16 protein-coding genes and 1 riboswitch are annotated in these 17,447 nt (G+C 69.4%); of the genes, 5 read left to right on the forward strand and 11 right to left on the reverse strand.

Features of this window, described 5'->3' with window-relative positions:
• Positions 1 to 149: 149 nt before the first annotated feature.
• Positions 150 to 266: riboswitch (SAM riboswitch) on the reverse strand.
• Positions 267 to 351: 85 nt separating this feature from the next.
• The 5 genes from trpD to ctaE all read right to left on the reverse strand — a co-directional run bounded on the left by trpD (position 352) and on the right by ctaE (position 5,726).
• The gene (trpD, locus tag ACZ60X_RS01920) at positions 352 to 1,416 is read right to left on the reverse strand and encodes an anthranilate phosphoribosyltransferase (RefSeq protein ID WP_469592226.1); all 1,065 of its coding nucleotides are present in this window, start codon (positions 1,414 to 1,416) and stop codon (positions 352 to 354) included.
• 125 nt (positions 1,417 to 1,541) lie between these two features.
• Positions 1,542 to 3,179, reverse strand: a complete 1,638-nt coding sequence (gene qcrB / locus ACZ60X_RS01925; protein WP_469592227.1) for a cytochrome bc1 complex cytochrome b subunit — start codon at positions 3,177 to 3,179, stop codon at positions 1,542 to 1,544.
• The gene (gene qcrA, locus ACZ60X_RS01930) at positions 3,176 to 4,234 is read right to left on the reverse strand and encodes a cytochrome bc1 complex Rieske iron-sulfur subunit (protein WP_469592228.1); all 1,059 of its coding nucleotides are present in this window, start codon (positions 4,232 to 4,234) and stop codon (positions 3,176 to 3,178) included. The genes qcrB and qcrA overlap by 4 nt, the downstream gene beginning before the upstream one ends.
• Positions 4,231 to 5,043 carry a cytochrome bc1 complex diheme cytochrome c subunit gene (gene qcrC, locus ACZ60X_RS01935; protein ID WP_469592229.1) on the reverse strand — a complete coding sequence of 271 codons (813 nt, stop codon included), beginning with the start codon at positions 5,041 to 5,043 and terminating at the stop codon, positions 4,231 to 4,233. Before qcrC ends, qcrA begins: the two co-directional genes overlap by 4 nt.
• A gap of 62 nt (positions 5,044 to 5,105) precedes the next feature.
• Entirely contained in the window at positions 5,106 to 5,726 is a 621-nt protein-coding gene (ctaE, locus tag ACZ60X_RS01940; RefSeq protein ID WP_469592230.1) for an aa3-type cytochrome oxidase subunit III, read from the reverse strand.
• A 168-nt stretch (positions 5,727 to 5,894) separates the two neighbouring features.
• On the opposite strand from ctaE, the gene ACZ60X_RS01945 reads away from it, so the two are divergent.
• Positions 5,895 to 6,296, forward strand: coding sequence for a response regulator (locus ACZ60X_RS01945; RefSeq protein WP_469592231.1), 402 nt, complete (start codon positions 5,895 to 5,897; stop codon positions 6,294 to 6,296).
• A 49-nt stretch (positions 6,297 to 6,345) separates the two neighbouring features.
• On the opposite strand, the gene ACZ60X_RS01950 is transcribed toward ACZ60X_RS01945, so the two are convergent.
• The 4 genes from ACZ60X_RS01950 to ctaC all read right to left on the reverse strand — a co-directional run bounded on the left by ACZ60X_RS01950 (position 6,346) and on the right by ctaC (position 10,852).
• Positions 6,346 to 7,602: a L,D-transpeptidase gene (locus ACZ60X_RS01950; RefSeq protein WP_469592232.1), complete on the reverse strand. Its 1,257-nt coding sequence runs from the start codon at positions 7,600 to 7,602 to the stop codon at positions 6,346 to 6,348.
• 165 nt (positions 7,603 to 7,767) lie between these two features.
• Positions 7,768 to 8,166: a cytochrome c oxidase subunit 4 gene (locus ACZ60X_RS01955; RefSeq protein ID WP_469592233.1), complete on the reverse strand. Its 399-nt coding sequence runs from the start codon at positions 8,164 to 8,166 to the stop codon at positions 7,768 to 7,770.
• Positions 8,163 to 9,896 carry an aa3-type cytochrome oxidase subunit I gene (gene ctaD, locus ACZ60X_RS01960; RefSeq protein ID WP_469592234.1) on the reverse strand — a complete coding sequence of 578 codons (1,734 nt, stop codon included), beginning with the start codon at positions 9,894 to 9,896 and terminating at the stop codon, positions 8,163 to 8,165. Before ctaD ends, ACZ60X_RS01955 begins: the two co-directional genes overlap by 4 nt.
• Positions 9,893 to 10,852, reverse strand: a complete 960-nt coding sequence (ctaC, locus tag ACZ60X_RS01965) for an aa3-type cytochrome oxidase subunit II (RefSeq protein ID WP_469592235.1) — start codon at positions 10,850 to 10,852, stop codon at positions 9,893 to 9,895. Before ctaC ends, ctaD begins: the two co-directional genes overlap by 4 nt.
• Before the next feature lie 281 nt (positions 10,853 to 11,133).
• Here ctaC and ACZ60X_RS01970 point away from each other — a divergent pair, with 281 nt between their 5' ends.
• Positions 11,134 to 12,513 carry an aminotransferase class V-fold PLP-dependent enzyme gene (locus tag ACZ60X_RS01970; protein WP_469592236.1) on the forward strand — a complete coding sequence of 460 codons (1,380 nt, stop codon included), beginning with the start codon at positions 11,134 to 11,136 and terminating at the stop codon, positions 12,511 to 12,513.
• A gap of 59 nt (positions 12,514 to 12,572) precedes the next feature.
• Here ACZ60X_RS01970 and ACZ60X_RS01975 read toward each other — a convergent pair whose 3' ends face one another.
• Entirely contained in the window at positions 12,573 to 13,547 is a 975-nt protein-coding gene (locus ACZ60X_RS01975; RefSeq protein ID WP_469592237.1) for a carbohydrate kinase family protein, read from the reverse strand.
• Between the two features lie 180 nt (positions 13,548 to 13,727).
• Between ACZ60X_RS01975 and ACZ60X_RS01980 the strand changes: the two genes are divergently transcribed.
• A complete protein-coding gene (locus tag ACZ60X_RS01980) occupies positions 13,728 to 13,937 on the forward strand; it encodes a hypothetical protein (protein ID WP_469592238.1) in 210 nt (69 codons plus the stop codon).
• 100 nt (positions 13,938 to 14,037) lie between these two features.
• Complete coding sequence (locus tag ACZ60X_RS01985) at positions 14,038 to 15,528, forward strand: hypothetical protein (protein WP_469592239.1); 1,491 nt, start codon at positions 14,038 to 14,040, stop codon at positions 15,526 to 15,528.
• A gap of 51 nt (positions 15,529 to 15,579) precedes the next feature.
• Here the strand turns inward: ACZ60X_RS01985 and ACZ60X_RS01990 are convergent, their stop codons facing one another.
• Positions 15,580 to 15,936: a HesB/IscA family protein gene (locus ACZ60X_RS01990; RefSeq protein ID WP_469592240.1), complete on the reverse strand. Its 357-nt coding sequence runs from the start codon at positions 15,934 to 15,936 to the stop codon at positions 15,580 to 15,582.
• A gap of 242 nt (positions 15,937 to 16,178) precedes the next feature.
• Here ACZ60X_RS01990 and nadA point away from each other — a divergent pair, with 242 nt between their 5' ends.
• A complete protein-coding gene (nadA, locus tag ACZ60X_RS01995) occupies positions 16,179 to 17,363 on the forward strand; it encodes a quinolinate synthase NadA (protein WP_469592241.1) in 1,185 nt (394 codons plus the stop codon).
• The last annotated feature ends 84 nt before the right edge of the window (positions 17,364 to 17,447 follow it).

Here is a 17,447-nt window from a genome sequence, read left to right on the forward strand (position 1 = left end):
TGAAGGCAGGTGTCATTCACCACGTGAGCGGGAAGCGCTCGAACGGTGGTGGAGTGAAAAGGGGGATGCGGAGGCGGGGCTCTGCGGCCCTATCGCATTCGCTTGCTCACGGAAGGCTCCTCGACGACCAGGACCCCTGGCGTACGAGGGGTCCGCGCTTGTCGTGGACCTCGCTGCCCACGACCTGGTCCTCACCCGGGGCACCCCGCCACGGACGGAGGGTTGCCGGACAGCCGGCCGGGGCCGAATGGCTGTCACTCATGACCTGGTTCCGTATCCTGCCACACGATCTTCGGCGCGCAAGGCGCGGTCCGGCATGCGGACTGCGCCGTGCGTCACATGCGGCCGGCCTCAGCGGTTGGTGGCGGCCACCCACTTCTCCAGCGCCCGCCGGGCCGCGCCCGAGTCGATCGACTCCGCGGCCCGGGCCATGCCGGCGCTCAGCTGCTCGGGCAGCGGGGCGTCCGTGGGGTTCAGGGCGACGAGGGCCGCCGCCGAGTTCAGCAGGACGGCGTCCCGGACGGGGCCCCGCTCGCCCTCCAGCAGCCGGCGGGCGACCTCCGCATTGTGGGCCGGATCGCCGCCGCGCAGCGCCTCCACGGGGACGAGGTCGAGGCCGACCGCGCGCGGGTCGAAGACCTCCTCGGTGACCTTGCCGTCCCGCACGGTCCAGACGTGGGACGTGGCCGTCGTCGTCAGCTCGTCCAGGCCGTCGTCGCCGCGGAAGACCAGCGCGGAGTTGCCGCGCTCGGCGAGCACGCCGGCGACGATCGGCGCCTCGTGGGCGACGGCCACGCCGACCGCCTGGGCCTTCACCCGGGCCGGGTTGGTCAGCGGACCGAGCAGGTTGAACACCGTCCGGATGCCCAACTGGCCGCGCGCGGCGCCCACATGACGCAGCGCCGGATGGAACTTCACCGCGAAGCAGAAGGTGATGCCGGCCTCCTCGGCGACCTCGGCCACCCGCCGGGGGGTGAGGTCGAGGTTGACGCCCAGCTTCTCCAGGACGTCGGAGGAGCCGGAGGCGGAGGACGCGGCGCGGTTGCCGTGCTTGACCACCTTGGCGCCGGTGCCGGCGACGACCAGCGACGACATCGTGGAGATGTTCACCGTCCTCGCCCCGTCGCCGCCGGTGCCGACGATGTCGACGGTCGGGCCGGGCACCTCGATCACGTTCGCGTGCGCGTACATGGCGCGCACCAGACCGGTGATCTCCTGCACCGTCTGGCCCTTGGCCCGCAGCGCCACCGCGAAACCGGCGATCTGCGCGTCGGTCGCCTCGCCGCGCATGATGCGGTCCATCGCCCAGGCGGTGTCGTCGGCGGACAGGTCCTGGCCGGTCAGCAGGCCGTTCAGCAGGGCGGGCCAGGAGCGGCCCGCCGCAGTGTCGCCTCCAGCGGGGGTCACAGCGCTCATAGCCGCTCCAGGGTGTCGTACCTGCGCAATCGGTGGTCGATCCCACCCTATCGGCCCCCGGACGCGGCCAAGGGCCCCGTCCGGCTCGCGGACGGGGCCCTTGGCGTGGCGTGGCGACGCGTGGATCAGTGGTGGCCGTGGCCGCTCGTGATCTCCTTGTACTCGTCGACGGTCGGCTTCGGGATCTGGTTGTCCTCGCCGTAGTAGGCGTTGGACAGTTTGGCCCGCAGCTTCTCCGAGGCCGGCACCTTGCGGCGGACCCCGTTCTCGTCGACCACCGGACCGATCTGGGCCGGCTCGTACTGCGTGTGCGCGGTGAGCGTGTGCAGCTGCTCCTGGCTGAGCGGCTCGTGCACCTCGATGAACTCACCGTGCGGCAGCCGCTTGATGATGCCGGTCTCGCGACCGTGCAGCACCTTGTCGCGGTCACGGCGCTGCAGACCCAGGCAGATCCGCTTGGTGACGATGAACGCGATGACCGGGCCGAGGAAGAAGAAGATCCGGACGAACCAGGTGACGGCGTTGATCGACAGGTGGAAGTGCGTGGCCCACAGGTCGTTGCCGCCGCCGACCAGGGTGATCATGTAGATCGTCACCCAGGCGACACCGAACGCGGTGCGGGTCGGGGCGTTGCGCGGGCGGTCCAGGATGTGGTGCTCGCTCTTGTCGCCGGTGACCCAGGACTCGATGAACGGGTAGACCGCGATCGCCGCCAGGACCAGCGGGAAGAGCACCAGCGGGATGAACACGCCGAGGACGAGCGTGTGGCCCGCGAAGTTGATCTCCCAGCCCGGCATGAAGCGGATCAGACCCTCGGCGAAGCCCATGTACCAGTCGGGCTGGGCGCCGGTGGACACCTGGTCCGGACGGTAGGGGCCCATGGCCCAGATCGGGTTGATCTGGGTGACCGCCGCGATGGCCGCGATGACACCGAAGACCAGGAAGAAGAAGCCTCCGGCCTTGGCCATGTAGACCGGCAGCAGCGGCATGCCGACGACGTTCTTCTCGGTCTTGCCCGGACCCGCGAACTGCGTGTGCTTGTGGTAGAAGACCAGGATCAGGTGCGCCACCATCAGGCCGAGCATGATGCCCGGCAGCAGCAGGATGTGGATCGAGTAGAACCGGGCGACGAAGTCGTGGCCGGGGAACTCGCCGCCGAAGAGGAACATCGACAGGTACGTGCCGATGATCGGCACGGACAGGATCGCGCCCTCCATGAAGCGGACACCGGTGCCGGAGAGCAGGTCGTCCGGGAGCGAGTAACCGGTGAAGCCGGTGAACATGCCGAGGACGAACAGCAGGAAGCCGAACAGCCAGTTGACCTCACGCGGCTTGCGGAACGCGCCGGTGAAGAACACGCGCATCATGTGCACGAACATGCCCGCGAGGAAGATCAGCGCGGCCCAGTGGTGGATCTGCCGGATGAGCAGACCACCGCGCACGTCGAAGGAGATGTGCAGGGTCGAGTTGAACGCCTCGGACATCAGCTGTCCCTGGAGCGGGACGTACGAGCCGTGGTACACGACCTCGTTCATCGACGGGTGGAAGAACAGCGTCAGATAGACACCCGTCAGGATGATGATGATGAAGCTGTACATGCACACTTCGCCCAACATGAACGACCAGTGGTCGGGGAAGATCTTGCGCATGTTGCTCTTGGCCAGGGAGTAGATCCCCAGTCGGCCGTCGGCCCAGTCGGCGATGCGCTCGCCGGCCGGGGCCTTGCCGCCCGCGCGGGACGGTTCGTTCGCTGCAGTACTCATCCGCGCTCCCAGAATGCAGGACCGACGGGCTGGTCGAAGTCGCCGAGTGCCTGGAGGTAGCCGTCACTGTCCACGCCGATGCGCAGCTGCGGCAGCGGGTGGCCGGCGGGACCGAAGATCACTCGGGCACCGTCGGAGAGGTCGAAGGTGGACTGGTGGCACGGGCAGAGCACGTGATGCGTCTGCTGCTCGTACAGCGAGATCGGGCAGCCGACGTGGGTGCAGATCTTCGAGAAGGCGACGATGCCCTCGTGCGACCAGTCCAGCTCGCGCTTGTCCTTGATGTTGTCCGGCTGAAGCCGGACGATCATCAGGGCCGCCTTGGCGATCTCGTTCTGGAAGTCCTCGTTCGTCTCCTCCAGGCCGTCGGGCTTGGCGAAGGTGAGCGAGCCGACCATGACGTCCTCGGGACGCAGCGGCTGGTTCGTGTTCATGTTGACCAGGCGCTTGCCGTTGGCCCACAGGGTGTGCCGCAGCCTGGTCTTCGGCGCGGGGCCGAGACCGCCGAGCAGGAAGACGGCGGAGAGCGGCATCATGGCCATCGCGCCGAACATCGTGTTGCGGATCAGCTTGCGGCGGCCGAAGCCGGACTCCGCGGCACCCTGGCGGAAGTCGTCCATGACCTTCGCCCGCACCTCGGGCGAGGCCTCGATCGCGTGCCGGTCGTCGGCCATCTCCACGTCGGACATCAGGGTGCGGGCCCAGTGGACCGCGCCCGCGCCGATGCAGAACAGCGCCACGCCGAGGGTCAGCCCCAGGGCGAAGTTCAGCGCGCTGATGTGCCCGATCGGGAAGACGAAGATCGACTTGTCGTGCGGCACCGCCAGGTAGGAGACGATGAAGCCGATGGTGGCCAGCATCGACACCGTGAACAGCAGGGCGACCAGACGCTCGGACCGCTTGGCGGCCCGCTCGTCGATGTCCTGGATCCGGTGCTCGTGCGGGGGCAGCCCCGGGTCGGCGAACGGGTTCTCCTCGTCCGCGACGGTCACGGCGCCGTGCGCGTGGTCCTGCTCAGCGGGCAGGTTCTCTTCTGGAATGTCTTGGCTACTCATGACTTCTTGGCCTTTGCGGTCCGAGCGGCGACCCAGACGGCGACCGCGATCAGCGCGCCGAGGCCGAAGATCCAGGCGAACAGGCCCTCACTGACCGGCCCGAGGCCGCCCAGCTCCAGACCGCCCGGGTTCTCCGTCTGGTCGCCGTTGACCGCGTTCAGGTACGCGATGATGTCCTTCTTGTTCTTCGACGACATCGTGGTGTCGGGGAAGGACGGCATGTTCTGCGGGCCCGTCTGCATGGCCTCGTAGATGTGCTTCGGAGCGACACCCTCAAGGCTCGGCGCGAACTTGCCGTTGGTCAGGGCACCGCCCTTGCCGGTGAAGTTGTGGCACTGCGCGCAGTTGGTGCGGAACAGCTCGCCGCCCTTGGCGATGTCCGCGCCCTCCGGACCGTACTGGTCCTTGGTGGGGACGCTCGGGCCGGCGCCCAGCGAGGCGACGTACGCGGCGAGCTGGTCGATCTGCGTCTGGTTGTAGATGACCTTCTTGCGCGGGACCTGGGCGCCCTGCGAGGTGGCGGCCGGCATACGGCCGGTGCCGACCTGGAAGTCGACGGCCGCCGCCCCCACGCCGACCAGGCTCGGCCCGTTGGAGGAGCCCTGGCCACCGGTGCCGTGGCAGCTGGCGCAGCCGACCTCGTAGAGCTTCTTGCCCTCCTTGATGGTCAGGGACTGGGAGGTTTCATCGGCCTGCGCCTTGCCCGCGGGCGCGAGCACGGCGTACAGCCCCCCAGTGGCCGCCAGCGCGAGGAGTAGGACGACGACCGCCGCCAGCGGATGGCGTCGTCGTGCGGAGAGCTTTTTCACGGATTACCCCGGTGTCAGGATCTTCTGCGTCGGTGCTTCTGGATGTGCGGGAGCCGGTCCCGCTACTTGATCAAGTAGATCGTGGCGAAGAGGCCGATCCAGACCACGTCGACGAAGTGCCAGTAGTAGGACACGACGATGGCGGCGGTCGCCTGCTCGTGAGTGAACCTCTTGGCCATGTAGGTGCGGCCGAGGACCAGCAGGAAGGCGATGAGACCGCCCGTCACGTGCAGGCCGTGGAAGCCGGTGGTCAGGTAGAACACCGAGCCGTACGGGTCGGAGGACAGCGAGATGCCGTCCTTCTTCACCAGCTCCGTGTACTCGTAGATCTGACCGCCGATGAAGATCGCACCCATGATGAAGGTGACGATGAACCAGCCCCGGAGCTTCTTCACGTCACCGCGCTCGGCCGCGAACACGCCGAGCTGGCAGGTGAGCGAGGAGAGCACCAGGATCGTGGTGTTCGTCGCGGAGAAAGGCACATTGAGCGCGTGCGCCATGTGCTTCCAGTGATCCGGTCCGGTCACCGAACGGAGGGTGAAGTACATCGCGAAGAGGGCCGCGAAGAACATCAGCTCGGAACTCAGCCAGATGATGGTTCCGACGCTGGTGAGGTTCGGCCGGTTGACCGACGGGTGCGCGTGCCCGGTTTCTACTGTCGTTGCTGTCGCCACGACCGACATTATGTCGGTCGCTTATCCCGCCCTCACTCCGGGGGGTGCCGTTCGGAGTGTTGCTGCCTGCCGAACCGGTGTTGACGTGGTGTTCACGGGCACTTTGACCGGAGTAAGCTCCGCCCCGAACGGCCCTGTCCGTCCCGTCCGTACGACGCTGACGTCACCGGAGGAACCATGCAGCCGACCGCCACCGTGCTGGTCTACAGCGACGACTCCAACACCCGCGAGCAGGTGCGGCTGGCGGCCGGGCGCAGGCCGGCCCCCGATGTTCCCTTCGTCGAGTTCGTCGAGTGCGCGACGCCCGAGGCGGTCGTCACGGAGCTGGACAAGGGCGGTATCGACGTCTGCGTGCTCGACGGCGAGGCCGTGCCGATGGGGGGTATGGGCGTGTGCCGCCAGATCAAGGACGAGGTGTTCAACTGCCCGCCGGTGCTGCTCCTGATGGGCCGGCCGCAGGACGCGTGGCTGGCGACGTGGAGCCGGGCCGACGCGGCCGTGACGTTGCCGGTGGATCCGGTGGAGTTCGCCTCCTCGCTCGCCTCTCTGCTGCGGCGCAAGCGGCTGGTGAGCGCCTAGGGACTCGGCGGCGGGGCTTGTTCGTGGCCCCGTGCCCCTCCGGGGCGCCTCACAGCGCCGCCGGTACGAGCCTCACCGCGTCCGCCGCCCGGCCGTTCGTGGTGCCGTTGGCCAGGGCGCTGCCCGTGCGCCACCGCTTCCAGTCGACGTTCCAGTCGCCGAAGCCGTTGCCGAACGGTTCCATCGCCTGGCCGTGGGAGTTCACGACCTTGACGATGTCGCCCTCGCGGACGGTGCCGAAGAACCACTCGGCGTTGGACGTACTCATGCCCGTGCAGCCGTGGCTGACGTTCGCGGAGCCCTGCGAGCCCACCGACCAGGGCGCGGCGTGCACGTATTCGCCGGACCATGTCACCCGGGTGGCCCAGTAGACCGGCAGGTCGTAGGAGTCCGAGGTGCCCGCGGCGATGCCGACCGTGGTGCCGCGCATGCGTACGAAGTACTGCTTGCTCAGTACGACCTTGATGCCGTTGCGGGTGTCCCAGCCGGGTTTGCCGGTGGTGACGGGGATCTGGTTGATCTCCTTGCCGTTCTTGTAGACCGTCATCCGGTGCGCGGCGGCGTCCGTGACGGCCTCGACGCGGTCACCGATGGTGATCTTCAGCGGCTTCGAGGGGCCGCCCCAGAGCCGGTCGCCGATCTTGATGCCGTCCAGGTTGCTGCGCACCGTGACGGTGGCGTGGACGGGCCAGTACTCCTTGGGCCGGTAGTGGAGTTCCTTGCCGTTCACCCAGTACCAGGAGCCCTGCACGGCCGGCGTGGAGTCCACCCGCAGGGCGCGCTCGATGACGGCGCGCTGCGCCTTGTCCTTGATCTCCTGGTCGAGTGCGGCGGTGATGGGCTGTCCGACGCCGTACACGCCCGCGTCCGGGCCGAACGTGACGGCCAGCCGCTTCCGGGTGGCGGGCGTGCTCGTGTCGAGCGTCAGGACCTTGCGGCCGGGCGCGCCGCCCTCGTCCTCGGTACTCACCGTGACGGTGTAGTGGGCGCCCGCGGCCAGCGGGGAGGTGCTGTGCCATCTGCTGCCGTCGGCGGCGAGTTCGCCCGCCACGTAGCGTCCTGCGGCGTCCTGGGCCGTCACGTCGGTGATCCGGTCGTCACCGTTGGCGGTGATCTCCAGGGGCTTGTCCGGGTCGGCCCGCTCGCCCGCACCGGTGGGGGCGTTGAAGGAGAACAGGCCCGCCGCGTCGTACGGATGGGCCGCCAGGGGGTTGCCGTCCGAACCGCAGGCGGTGACGCCCGCGCCGAGGGCGGTCACCAGCAGCGTGCAGCCGACGACGGTGCGGTTCCGCGGAGTGTGGTTCATACGATCACGCTATGAGGTGTTGACCCCATTTGCGCGGTATGTAACCCGTACGAGGGATCGGCACGGCGCCACGTGAACGACATCGAGTGGTCCCGCCTGCGGAAATGCCGGAAGCCCGGACTCCCCTGATGGAGCGTCCGGGCTTCCGGTGCGTGTTCTCGCGTGCTACTGGGTGCGGTTCTCACCGTGGTAGTACTCGAACACCCAGCCGAACAGGCCGAGGATGATGAACGGGGCCGAGAAGTAGATCAGCCACCAGCCGACCGCGATGCTGAGGAAGGCGATCGCGCCGCCGAAGCCCAGCAGGAGCGGCTGCCAGCTGTGCGGGCTGAAGAAGCCCAGCTCGCCCGCGTCGTCCGCGACATCGGCCTCCTTGTCGTCCTGGGCGCCCGCGTCGACCCGCCGGGCGGTGAAGCCCAGGTAGAAGCCGATCATGACGCTCAGGCCGAAGGCCAGGAACAGTGCGGTGGTACCGGCCGGCTCCTTCGACCACACGCCATACACGATGGCCATGATCAGGAGGAAGAAGCTCAGCCAGATGAACATCCGGCCCTGGATCTTCACTTGCCGGCCTCCTTGCTGCCCGCGATGGCGGCGCCGTGACCGGCGTGCTCCAGCTGCTCCAGCGCGGCGATCTCAGGGTGGTGCAGGTCGAACGCCGGGGATTCGCTGCGGATCCGCGGCAGGGTGACGAAGTTGTGCCGCGGCGGCGGGCAGGACGTCGCCCACTCCAGCGAGCGACCGTAGCCCCACGGGTCGTCGACATCGACCTTCTTGCCGTACTTGGCGGTCTTCCAGACGTTGTAGAGGAACGGCAGGATCGACAGGCCGAGCAGGAAGGAGCTGATGGTCGAGACGGTGTTCAGGGCGGTGAAGCCGTCGGCCGCCAGGTAGTCGGCGTACCGGCGCGGCATGCCCTCGACGCCCAGCCAGTGCTGGACGAGGAAGGTGCCGTGGAAGCCGACGAACAGCGTCCAGAAGGTGATCTTGCCGAGGCGCTCGTCCAGCATCTTGCCGGTCATCTTCGGCCACCAGAAGTGGAAGCCGGAGAACATGGCGAAGACGACCGTGCCGAAGACGACGTAGTGGAAGTGGGCCACCACGAAGTACGAGTCCGAGACGTGGAAGTCCATCGGGGGCGAGGCCAGGATGACACCGGTCAGACCACCGAACGTGAAGGTGATCAGGAAGCCGACGGCCCAGAGCATCGGGGTCTCGAAGGACAGCGAGCCCTTCCACATCGTGCCGATCCAGTTGAAGAACTTCACACCGGTCGGTACGGCGATCAGGAACGTCATGAAGGAGAAGAACGGCAGCAGCACACCGCCGGTGACGTACATGTGGTGGGCCCACACGGTCACGGACAGACCGGCGATGGAGATGGTCGCGGCGATCAGGCCCATGTAGCCGAACATCGGCTTACGGGAGAAGACCGGGATCACTTCGGAAATGATGCCGAAGAACGGCAGGGCGATGATGTACACCTCTGGGTGTCCGAAGAACCAGAAGAGGTGTTGCCACAGCAGTGCTCCGCCGTTCGTGGCGTCGAACACGTGAGCACCGAACTTGCGGTCCGCCTCCAGGGCGAACAGCGCGGCCGCGAGGACCGGGAAGGCGAGCAGGACCAGGACGGCGGTCAGCAGCACGTTCCACACGAAGATCGGCATGCGGAACATGGTCATGCCCGGAGCGCGCATGCAGATGATCGTGGTGATGAAGTTGACCGCACCGAGGATCGTGCCGAAGCCGGAGAAGGCCAGACCCATGATCCACATGTCGGAGCCGATGCCCGGCGAGCGGACCGCGTCCGACAGTGGCGAGTAGGCGAACCAGCCGAAGTCGGCCGCGCCCTGCGGGGTGAGGAAGCCGCCGACCGCGATGGTCGAGCCGAAGAGGTACAGCCAGTAGGCGAACATGTTCAGCCGCGGGAACGCCACGTCCGGCGCACCGATCTGCAGCGGCATGATCCAGTTCGTGAAGCCGGCGAACAGCGGCGTCGCGAACATCAGCAGCATGATCGTGCCGTGCATCGTGAACGCCTGGTTGAACTGCTCGTTCGACATGATCTGCAGGCCCGGCCGGGCCAGCTCGGCGCGCATGAGCAGCGCCATCACGCCGCCGATCAGGAAGAACGCGAACGACGTGACGAGGTACATCGTCCCGATCGTCTTGTGGTCGGTGGTCGTCAGCCACTTCACCACGACACTGCCGGGTTGCTTGCGCCTGACCGGCTGCTCGCCCGCGTACAAGCCTTCAGCAGCCGCGGCACCCTGGGGTTCGTTGAGGATGCTCACAGGTTGTTCGTCTCCCGGTTCTTCTCGTGGCTCGTCTGCGCGATGCCGGCGGGAATGTAACCGGTCTGCCCCTTCTTGGCGAGGTCCTTGAGGTGCTGCTCGTACGCGGCCGGGGAGACGACCTTCACGTTGAACAGCATCCGGGAGTGGTCGACGCCGCACAGCTCGGCGCACTTGCCGAGGAAGGTGCCCTCCTGGTTGGGGGTCACCTGGAAGGCGTTGGTGTGGCCCGGGATGACGTCCTGCTTCATGAGGAACGGCACCACCCAGAAGGAGTGGATGACGTCGCGGGAGGTCAGGACGAAGCGGACCGTCTTGCCCTTGGGGAGCCAGAGCGTCGGACCGGGGTTGCCCGTCTGCGGGTTCCGCGTGGCGGGGGTGCCGACGTCGTAGACACCGCCGGCGTTCACCGGGAAGTCCTTCTTGAACCGGTCCGGAATGGCGTCCAGGTTCGCGTCGGTCTTGGCGTCACCGGAGACGCCGGGGACGTTCTCGATGTAGTTGAAGCCCCAGCTCCACTGGAAGCCGACCACGTTGACCGTGACGTCGGGCTTCTTGGAGAGGTCCAGGAGCTTCGACTCGTCCCGGGCCGTGAAGTAGAAGAGCACCGAGATGATGATGATCGGGACCACCGTGTACAGGGCCTCGATCGGCATGTTGTACCGGGTCTGCGGAGGTACCTCGACCTTGGTGCGGCTGCGCCGGTGGAAGAAAGCACTCCACAGGATCAGGCCCCACACCAGCACGCCGACGGCGAGCGCGGCAGCCCAGGAGCCCTGCCACAGGGAGAGGATCCGCGGAGCCTCTTCCGTGGTGGGGGTGGGCATGCCAAGGCGGGGGAAGTCCTTGTATGTGCAACCGGTTGCGGTCGCCAGGACCAGGCCCGCGGTCAGTGCCTGCAGCAGCTTCCGCCGCATCGGGCGCCGCGGCGAGCGGTCGGAGCCGTTGGGACTCACGTAGCGCCTTCCCGAGAGTCTCGCCCGCGCGGTCGGCTGCGGCCTTCTCGCTGGTCGGTCGCCGCCCTGCGTCGGGCAGGGGTTTGGATGTTTATGCGGACCAAACCCTAGCCGACGCCCTCCGAGGGTTCGCGGGGAGGGGTGCCTACTAACTCGGATGGTTCGCTGGATTGGCGGCTGGGGGCCTGTCGTGGCTGGTCGCGCCCCGCGGCGGAGTCGCTGATGTGAACGCCCCGCGCCCCTTTGGGGCGCTGCCCCGACCGGCGGTCTAGCGTTGCCATATGGCCTACTTTGACGCTGCCTCCGCCGTTCCCCTCCATCCCGTCGCCCGTCAGGCGCTGTTGGCCTCTTGGGACGAGGGATGGGCGGATCCCGCGCGGCTGTACCGGGAGGGCCGTAAGGCTCGCATGCTGCTGGACGCCGCTCGCGAGGCCGCCGCCGAGGCCGTGGGCTGCCGGGCGGACGAGGTGGTGTTCACGGCGTCCGGGACGCGAGCCGTACACACCGGGATCGCGGGGGCGTTGGCCGGGCGGCGGCGGGTCGGAAGCCACCTGATCGTGTCATCCGTCGAACACTCCTCCGCGCTCCATGCGGCGGAGGTGTTCGCGTCCGGGGGCGGGAGTGTCACCCGAGTGGCCGTCGACCGGGCGGGAGCCGTCGAACCCGCCGGCTACGCGGCCGCCCTGCGTCCGGACACCGCACTGGCCGTGCTCCAGTCCGCCAACCACGAGGTCGGGACCGTCCAGCCGGTGGCCGAGGTGGCCGAGGTGTGCCGGGCGGCCGGGGTGCCGTTGCTGGTGGACGCGGCGCAGTCGCTCGGGTGGGGGCCGGTCGAGGGCGAGTGGTCGCTGCTCACGGCCAGCGCGCACAAGTGGGGCGGGCCGTCGGGGGTCGGGCTGCTCGTCGTGCGCAAGGGGGTGCGGTTCGCCGCCCAAGGTCCCACGGACGAGCGGGAGTTCGGCCGGGCGCCCGGCTTCGAGAACATCCCGGCGATCGTGGCGGCCGTGGCCTCGCTGCGCGCGGTGCGCGCCGAGGCGGCCCACGAGGCGGTACGGCTGCGCGAGCTGACGGCGCGGATCCGGGCCCGGGTGCGGCAGGCCGTGCCCGACGTGGAGGTCGTCGGCGACCCCGAGCGGCGGCTGCCGGGGATCGTCACCTTCTCGTGTCTCTATGCCGACGGGGAAGCCCTGCTGCACGCGTTGGACCAGGCGGGTTTCTCCGTCTCGTCCGGCTCCTCGTGCACGAGCAGCACGCTGGCGCCCAGCCATGTGCTGGAGGCGATGGGCGTGCTGAGCGAGGGCAACGTACGGGTGTCCCTGCCGATGGGCGCGGACGAGGCGGACGTGGAGCGGTTCCTGGAGGTGCTGCCGGGGGCCGTCGCGGGCGTCCGGGAGAAGCTCGGCGCGCCCGCGGCACCGGCCGCCGAGCGGGGACCGGGGGAACTGCTCGTCGACTCCCTGGGCAAACGCTGCCCGATCCCGGTCATCGAGCTGGCGAAGGTGTTCGCACAGGTGCCGGTCGGGGGAACCGTACGGGTCCTCTCCGACGACGAGGCGGCCCGGCTCGACATCCCCGCGTGGTGCGGGATGCGGGGGCAGGAGTACGTCGGGGAGGAGCCGGCGGAGCGGGGGGCGGCGTACGTGGTCAGACGGGTGAGCTGACCGCCTCGGGGGCGCGCGGCCGGCCACGGCCCACCGGCGCCCGCCGAGAGGAACCCGCCTCAGCCGAGGTGGGCCCGCACTTCCTGTCCGGCGTCATCGCCGTACGCCTTCACGAACCTCTCCATGAAGTGCGCCCGCCGCAGCTGGTACTCCTGCGTGCCGACGGTCTCGATGACGAGCGTGGCGAGCATGCAGCCCACCTGCGCGGCGCGCTCCAGGGAGACACCCCACGCCAGCCCCGACAGGAACCCGGCGCGGAAGGCGTCGCCGACGCCCGTGGGGTCGGCCTTGCGCTCCTCCTCCGGGGTGCCGACCTCGATGGGGTCCTCGCCGGCCCGCTCGATGCGCACGCCCCGCGAGCCGAGCGTGGTGACGCGGTGGCCGACCTTGCCCAGGATCTCGGCGTCGCTCCAGCCGGTCTTGGTCTCGATGAGGCCCTTCTCGTACTCGTTGGAGAACAGGTACGTCGCCCCCTCCATCAGCACCCGGATCTCGTCGCCCTCCATGCGCGCGATCTGCTGGGAGAAGTCGGCGGCGAAGGGGATCGCGCGGGAGCGGCACTCCTCGGTGTGGCGGAGCATGCCCTCCGGGTCGTCGGCACCGATGAGGACGAGGTCGAGGCCGCCCACGCGGTCGGCGACGGTCTTCAGCTCGATGAGGCGGGCCTCGCTCATCGCGCCTGTGTAGAAGGAGCCGATCTGGTTGTGGTCGGCGTCGGTGGTGCACACGAAGCGGGCGGTGTGCAGGGTCTCGGAGATCCGGACCGACTCGGTGTCCACGCCGTGCCGGTCGAGCCAGGCGCGGTACTCGTCGAAGTCGAAGCCGGCGGCGCCGACCAGGATCGGCCGCGTGCCGAGCTGTCCCATGCCGAAGGCGATGTTGGCGCCGACTCCGCCCCGGCGCACATCGAGGTTGTCGACCAGGAAGGAGAGCGAGACCGTGTGCAGCTGGTCCGCGACGAACTGGTCGGCGAAGCGGCCGGGGAAGGTCATGAGGTGGTCGGTAGCGATGGAGCCGGTGACTGCGATGCGCACGAGGGCATTCTCCTGCGGAATAAGAAAGGTGCGCGCGATAGCGCTCTTCGGAAGGGTGGTGGGAGACGGGAGGGCGGATTGACAGTTCACGCTACCGGGTCGGCCGGGACCGCAGTAGCGGGCAAAACTACCCGATAGTAGATCTTTCTTCGCGCCACCGGTCGTGCCTACGGTGCCGGCATGACGAACCTCAAGACGCACTCCCCCGCCCCGGCCGACCCGGAGGGCGACCTGGCCTCGCTGCGTGTCGACTGCGCCCGGATGGCCCCGCACTGGGCGGTTCCCGCGCACGCCGAACAGCGGCCGGTGCCGCCGTCCCTGATCCACGGGGTGCGCGTGCCGGTGCGCTCCGCGCGGCTGCTGGACGCGATGTCCGACTACGGCGACTGACGCGCCGGGCGCATCCGGCGGGAACCACGCGCTCCCCTCTCGCGTCCCATCGCCGCCCCCCAGCGGGGGAGGCGGGATACGACCAGCGAGGAGCGATGCGGTGAACACCGAGGGACCCGACAACCGCGAGCACCCCGAGGCTTTTGGGCATGCCGGGCACGCAGAGGGCCGGGAGGGCCCTGAGGACCACGGGGACCACGTCGACGAGGGGCGCGGCGGGTGGCGCAGGTCCCGCGCCGCCGTCCTGTCGGTGGCCGCGGCCGTGCTGCTGGTCGGCGGCGGTGGCGCCTATGTCGCGGCGAGCAGCGGGGCCGGCGGCCGTACGGACGCCGGTCACCGGGCGGCCGGCGCGGATGCCACACCCCCGCCGCTCGCCCTGGACGGCGGGACCGATGCCCCCTACGGCGCGACGTACGTGGCGCACGGCGCGCTGCCGGCCGGTCCGGGCGCCGCTGCGGTGTACGCGCCGAAGGGCGAGGTCGGCAAGGACGCGGTGGCCGGGCTCGCCCGGGCACTCGGGGTCGCGGGGACGCCGGTGGCCGAGGGCCGGATCTGGCGGGTCGGCGGCAAGGACGGCACGGGCCCCGGCCTGACGGTGAACCGGGACGCGCCGGGCAGCTGGACCTTCAGCCGGTACGCGCCGGGCACCGACGACTGCGCGAAGGGCGCCCTGTGCGGCCACGGTCCGGTGGGCCCGACGGGCGGCGCGGTGGACGTGTCGCGGGCGACCGCGGCGGCGGCGCCGGTGCTGAAGGCGGCCGGGCTGGGGAACGCGAAGGTCGACGCGAGCCAGGTCATGGGCGACCAGCGGGTGGTGAACGCCGATCCGGTGGTGGGCGGGCTGCCGACGTACGGCTGGAGGACCGGGCTGACGGTCGACCGGCAGGGTGAGGTGGTCGGCGGGCAGGGGCTGCTGGCTGCGCCGGTGCGGGGCGACACGTACCCGGTCCTGGGCGCGGCGAGGACGCTGAAGCTGATGAACACCGCGCCGAAGGGCGACCACCGGATGGGGATCGGCGGCTGTACGCGTCCGGTGCCGGTGAAGGACCGGTTCGAGCGGCCCTGCGGCGCGGCGCCATCGGCGGCGGGAGCGGACGCCGGCCTGGACGCGTCCGTCATCGACAAGGCGGTGTTCGGGCTGGCCGCGCACTCCGTCGCCGGGCGGCAGACGCTGGTGCCGTCCTGGCTGTTCCAGGTGCGGCGCGACGCGGCGGGCGGGGCGTACACGGTGACGTATCCGGCGGTCGATCCGTCGTACCTGGCGTCGCCGACGGCTCCCTCCGGGGGACCGACCTCGGGGCCGGGGCGGCACACCGTGAAGGTCGAGGGCTACACGGCCGACGGCCGGGAGCTGACGCTGAGCTTCTACGGCGGGGTGTGCGCCGACTACACGGCGGCCGCGCGGGAGGACGGCGGCAAGGTGACCGTCACCGTCACCGAGCACGCCCGGCCGGACACGGTGTGCGTGATGATCGCCAGGGAGTACGTCAAGACCGTACGGCTCGCGGCGCCGCTGGGCGGGCGGGCGGTGGTCGGCGCGGACGGCTCCCGCGTTCCGCGGGGCGCGCCGCGCGGTGGTGGCCGCATGTGAAAAGACAGCCCCGCGCCCCTCATGGGGCGCGGGGGGCTGTGAACCCTCGGCTCAGCTGAAGGAGTCGCCGCAGGCGCAGGAGCCGGTCGCGTTCGGGTTGTCGATCGTGAAGCCCTGCTTCTCGATGGTGTCCACGAAGTCGACGGTGGCGCCGCCCAGGTACGGAGCGCTCATGCGGTCGGTGACGACCTTGACCCCGCCGAAGTCCTTCACGACGTCGCCGTCGAGCGAGCGCTCGTCGAAGAAGAGCTGGTAGCGCAGGCCGGAGCAGCCACCGGGCTGGACGGCGACGCGCAGCGCGAGGTCGTCACGGCCTTCCTGGTCGAGCAGGGCCTTGACCTTGGACGCGGCGGCGTCGGTCAGGATGATGCCGTCGGTGACGGTGAGCTTCTCGTCCGATACGGACATCTACATCTCTCCCGGGTTGTACGGAGACTGCTTGCCGACGACTGCAACCGGCGGGGCCGCGGATTCATTCCGGGCCGGGCGCCTGTCTTTCGGCTCCCTCCTCATGCTCGCACACAGCCTCCGGAGCGGAAAACGGCTCATCGGGATTCACGTCACATCGACGTTATGGCCATCGTCAAAGTGACGTGAAGCAGTTATGATAGATAGCGTCAGTTAGACGAAAAGTAGAAAGGGTGCGTGTCGTGACCACCGCCCAGACCCCGGAGCTCGACGTGCAGCCGACTCCGCTCGCCCTGCTGCTGCTCGGCCGCGAGGCCGACCCGAGGAGCGAGCGGGGTGTCGAGTGTCCCGGCGACCTGCCCTCGCCGTCCGACCCCGACCTGGTCGCGCGCGCCCGCGCCGCCAAGGAGAGGCTCGGCGACAAGGTCTTCGTGCTCGGCCACCACTACCAGCGCGACGAGGTCATCCAGTTCGCCGACGTCACGGGTGACTCCTTCAAGCTGGCCCGGGACGCGGCCGCGCGCCCGGAGGCCGAGTACATCGTCTTCTGCGGTGTGCACTTCATGGCCGAGTCGGCGGACATCCTCACCTCCGACGACCAGAAGGTCGTCCTGCCCGACCTCGCCGCCGGCTGCTCCATGGCCGACATGGCGACGGCCGAGCAGGTCGCGGAGTGCTGGGACGTGCTGACCGAGGCCGGGATCGCCGAGCAGGTCGTCCCCGTCTCGTACATGAACTCCTCCGCCGACATCAAGGCGTTCACCGGCAAGCACGGCGGCACGATCTGCACCTCGTCGAACGCCAGGCGCGCCCTCGACTGGGCCTTTGAGCAGGGCGAGAAGGTCCTGTTCCTGCCCGACCAGCACCTCGGCCGCAACACCGCCGTCCGGGACATGGGCATGTCCCTGGACGACTGCGTGGTCTACAACCCGCACAAGCCGAACGGCGGGCTGACGGCGGACCAGCTCCGTGCCGCCAAGATGATCCTGTGGCGCGGCCACTGCTCGGTCCACGGCCGCTTCGGCCTCGACTCGGTGAACGACGTCCGGGAGCGCGTCCCCGGTGTGAACGTCCTCGTCCACCCCGAGTGCAAGCACGAGGTCGTGGCCGCGGCGGACTACGTCGGCTCGACCGAGTACATCATCAAGACCCTGGAGGCCGCGCCGGCCGGTTCCAAGTGGGCCATCGGCACGGAGCTGAACCTGGTACGCCGGCTGGCGAACCGTTTCGCGCCGGAGGGCAAGGAGATCGTCTTCCTCGACAAGACGGTCTGCTTCTGCTCGACCATGAACCGCATCGACCTGCCCCACCTGGTCTGGGCCCTGGAGTCCCTGGCCGAGGGCACCCTGGTCAACCGGATCGAGGTCGACAAGGAGACGGAGGCGTTCGCCAAGCTGGCCCTGGAGCGGATGCTCGCCCTGCCGTAGCCGTACACGTACGACGTGCGCCCGCTCGGGTCCAGAAGAGCGTGCCGTGCGCCCGGCGCCGGCAGGCCTCCCGGTACCGCTCGG

The organism is Streptomyces sp. NPDC104106 (genome assembly GCF_055584345.1).

Coding starts and splice junctions, on each gene's coding strand:
- trpD (WP_469592226.1), bottom strand. CDS start 1,416: ATGAGCGCTGTGACCCCCGCTGGAGGCGACACTGCGGCGGGCCGCTCC.
- qcrB (WP_469592227.1), bottom strand. CDS start 3,179: ATGAGTACTGCAGCGAACGAACCGTCCCGCGCGGGCGGCAAGGCCCCG.
- qcrA (WP_469592228.1), bottom strand. CDS start 4,234: ATGAGTAGCCAAGACATTCCAGAAGAGAACCTGCCCGCTGAGCAGGAC.
- ctaE (WP_469592230.1), bottom strand. CDS start 5,726: ATGTCGGTCGTGGCGACAGCAACGACAGTAGAAACCGGGCACGCGCAC.
- ACZ60X_RS01945 (WP_469592231.1), top strand. CDS start 5,895: ATGCAGCCGACCGCCACCGTGCTGGTCTACAGCGACGACTCCAACACC.
- ACZ60X_RS01950 (WP_469592232.1), bottom strand. CDS start 7,602: ATGAACCACACTCCGCGGAACCGCACCGTCGTCGGCTGCACGCTGCTG.
- ACZ60X_RS01970 (WP_469592236.1), top strand. CDS start 11,134: ATGGCCTACTTTGACGCTGCCTCCGCCGTTCCCCTCCATCCCGTCGCC.
- ACZ60X_RS01980 (WP_469592238.1), top strand. CDS start 13,728: ATGACGAACCTCAAGACGCACTCCCCCGCCCCGGCCGACCCGGAGGGC.
- ACZ60X_RS01990 (WP_469592240.1), bottom strand. CDS start 15,936: ATGTCCGTATCGGACGAGAAGCTCACCGTCACCGACGGCATCATCCTG.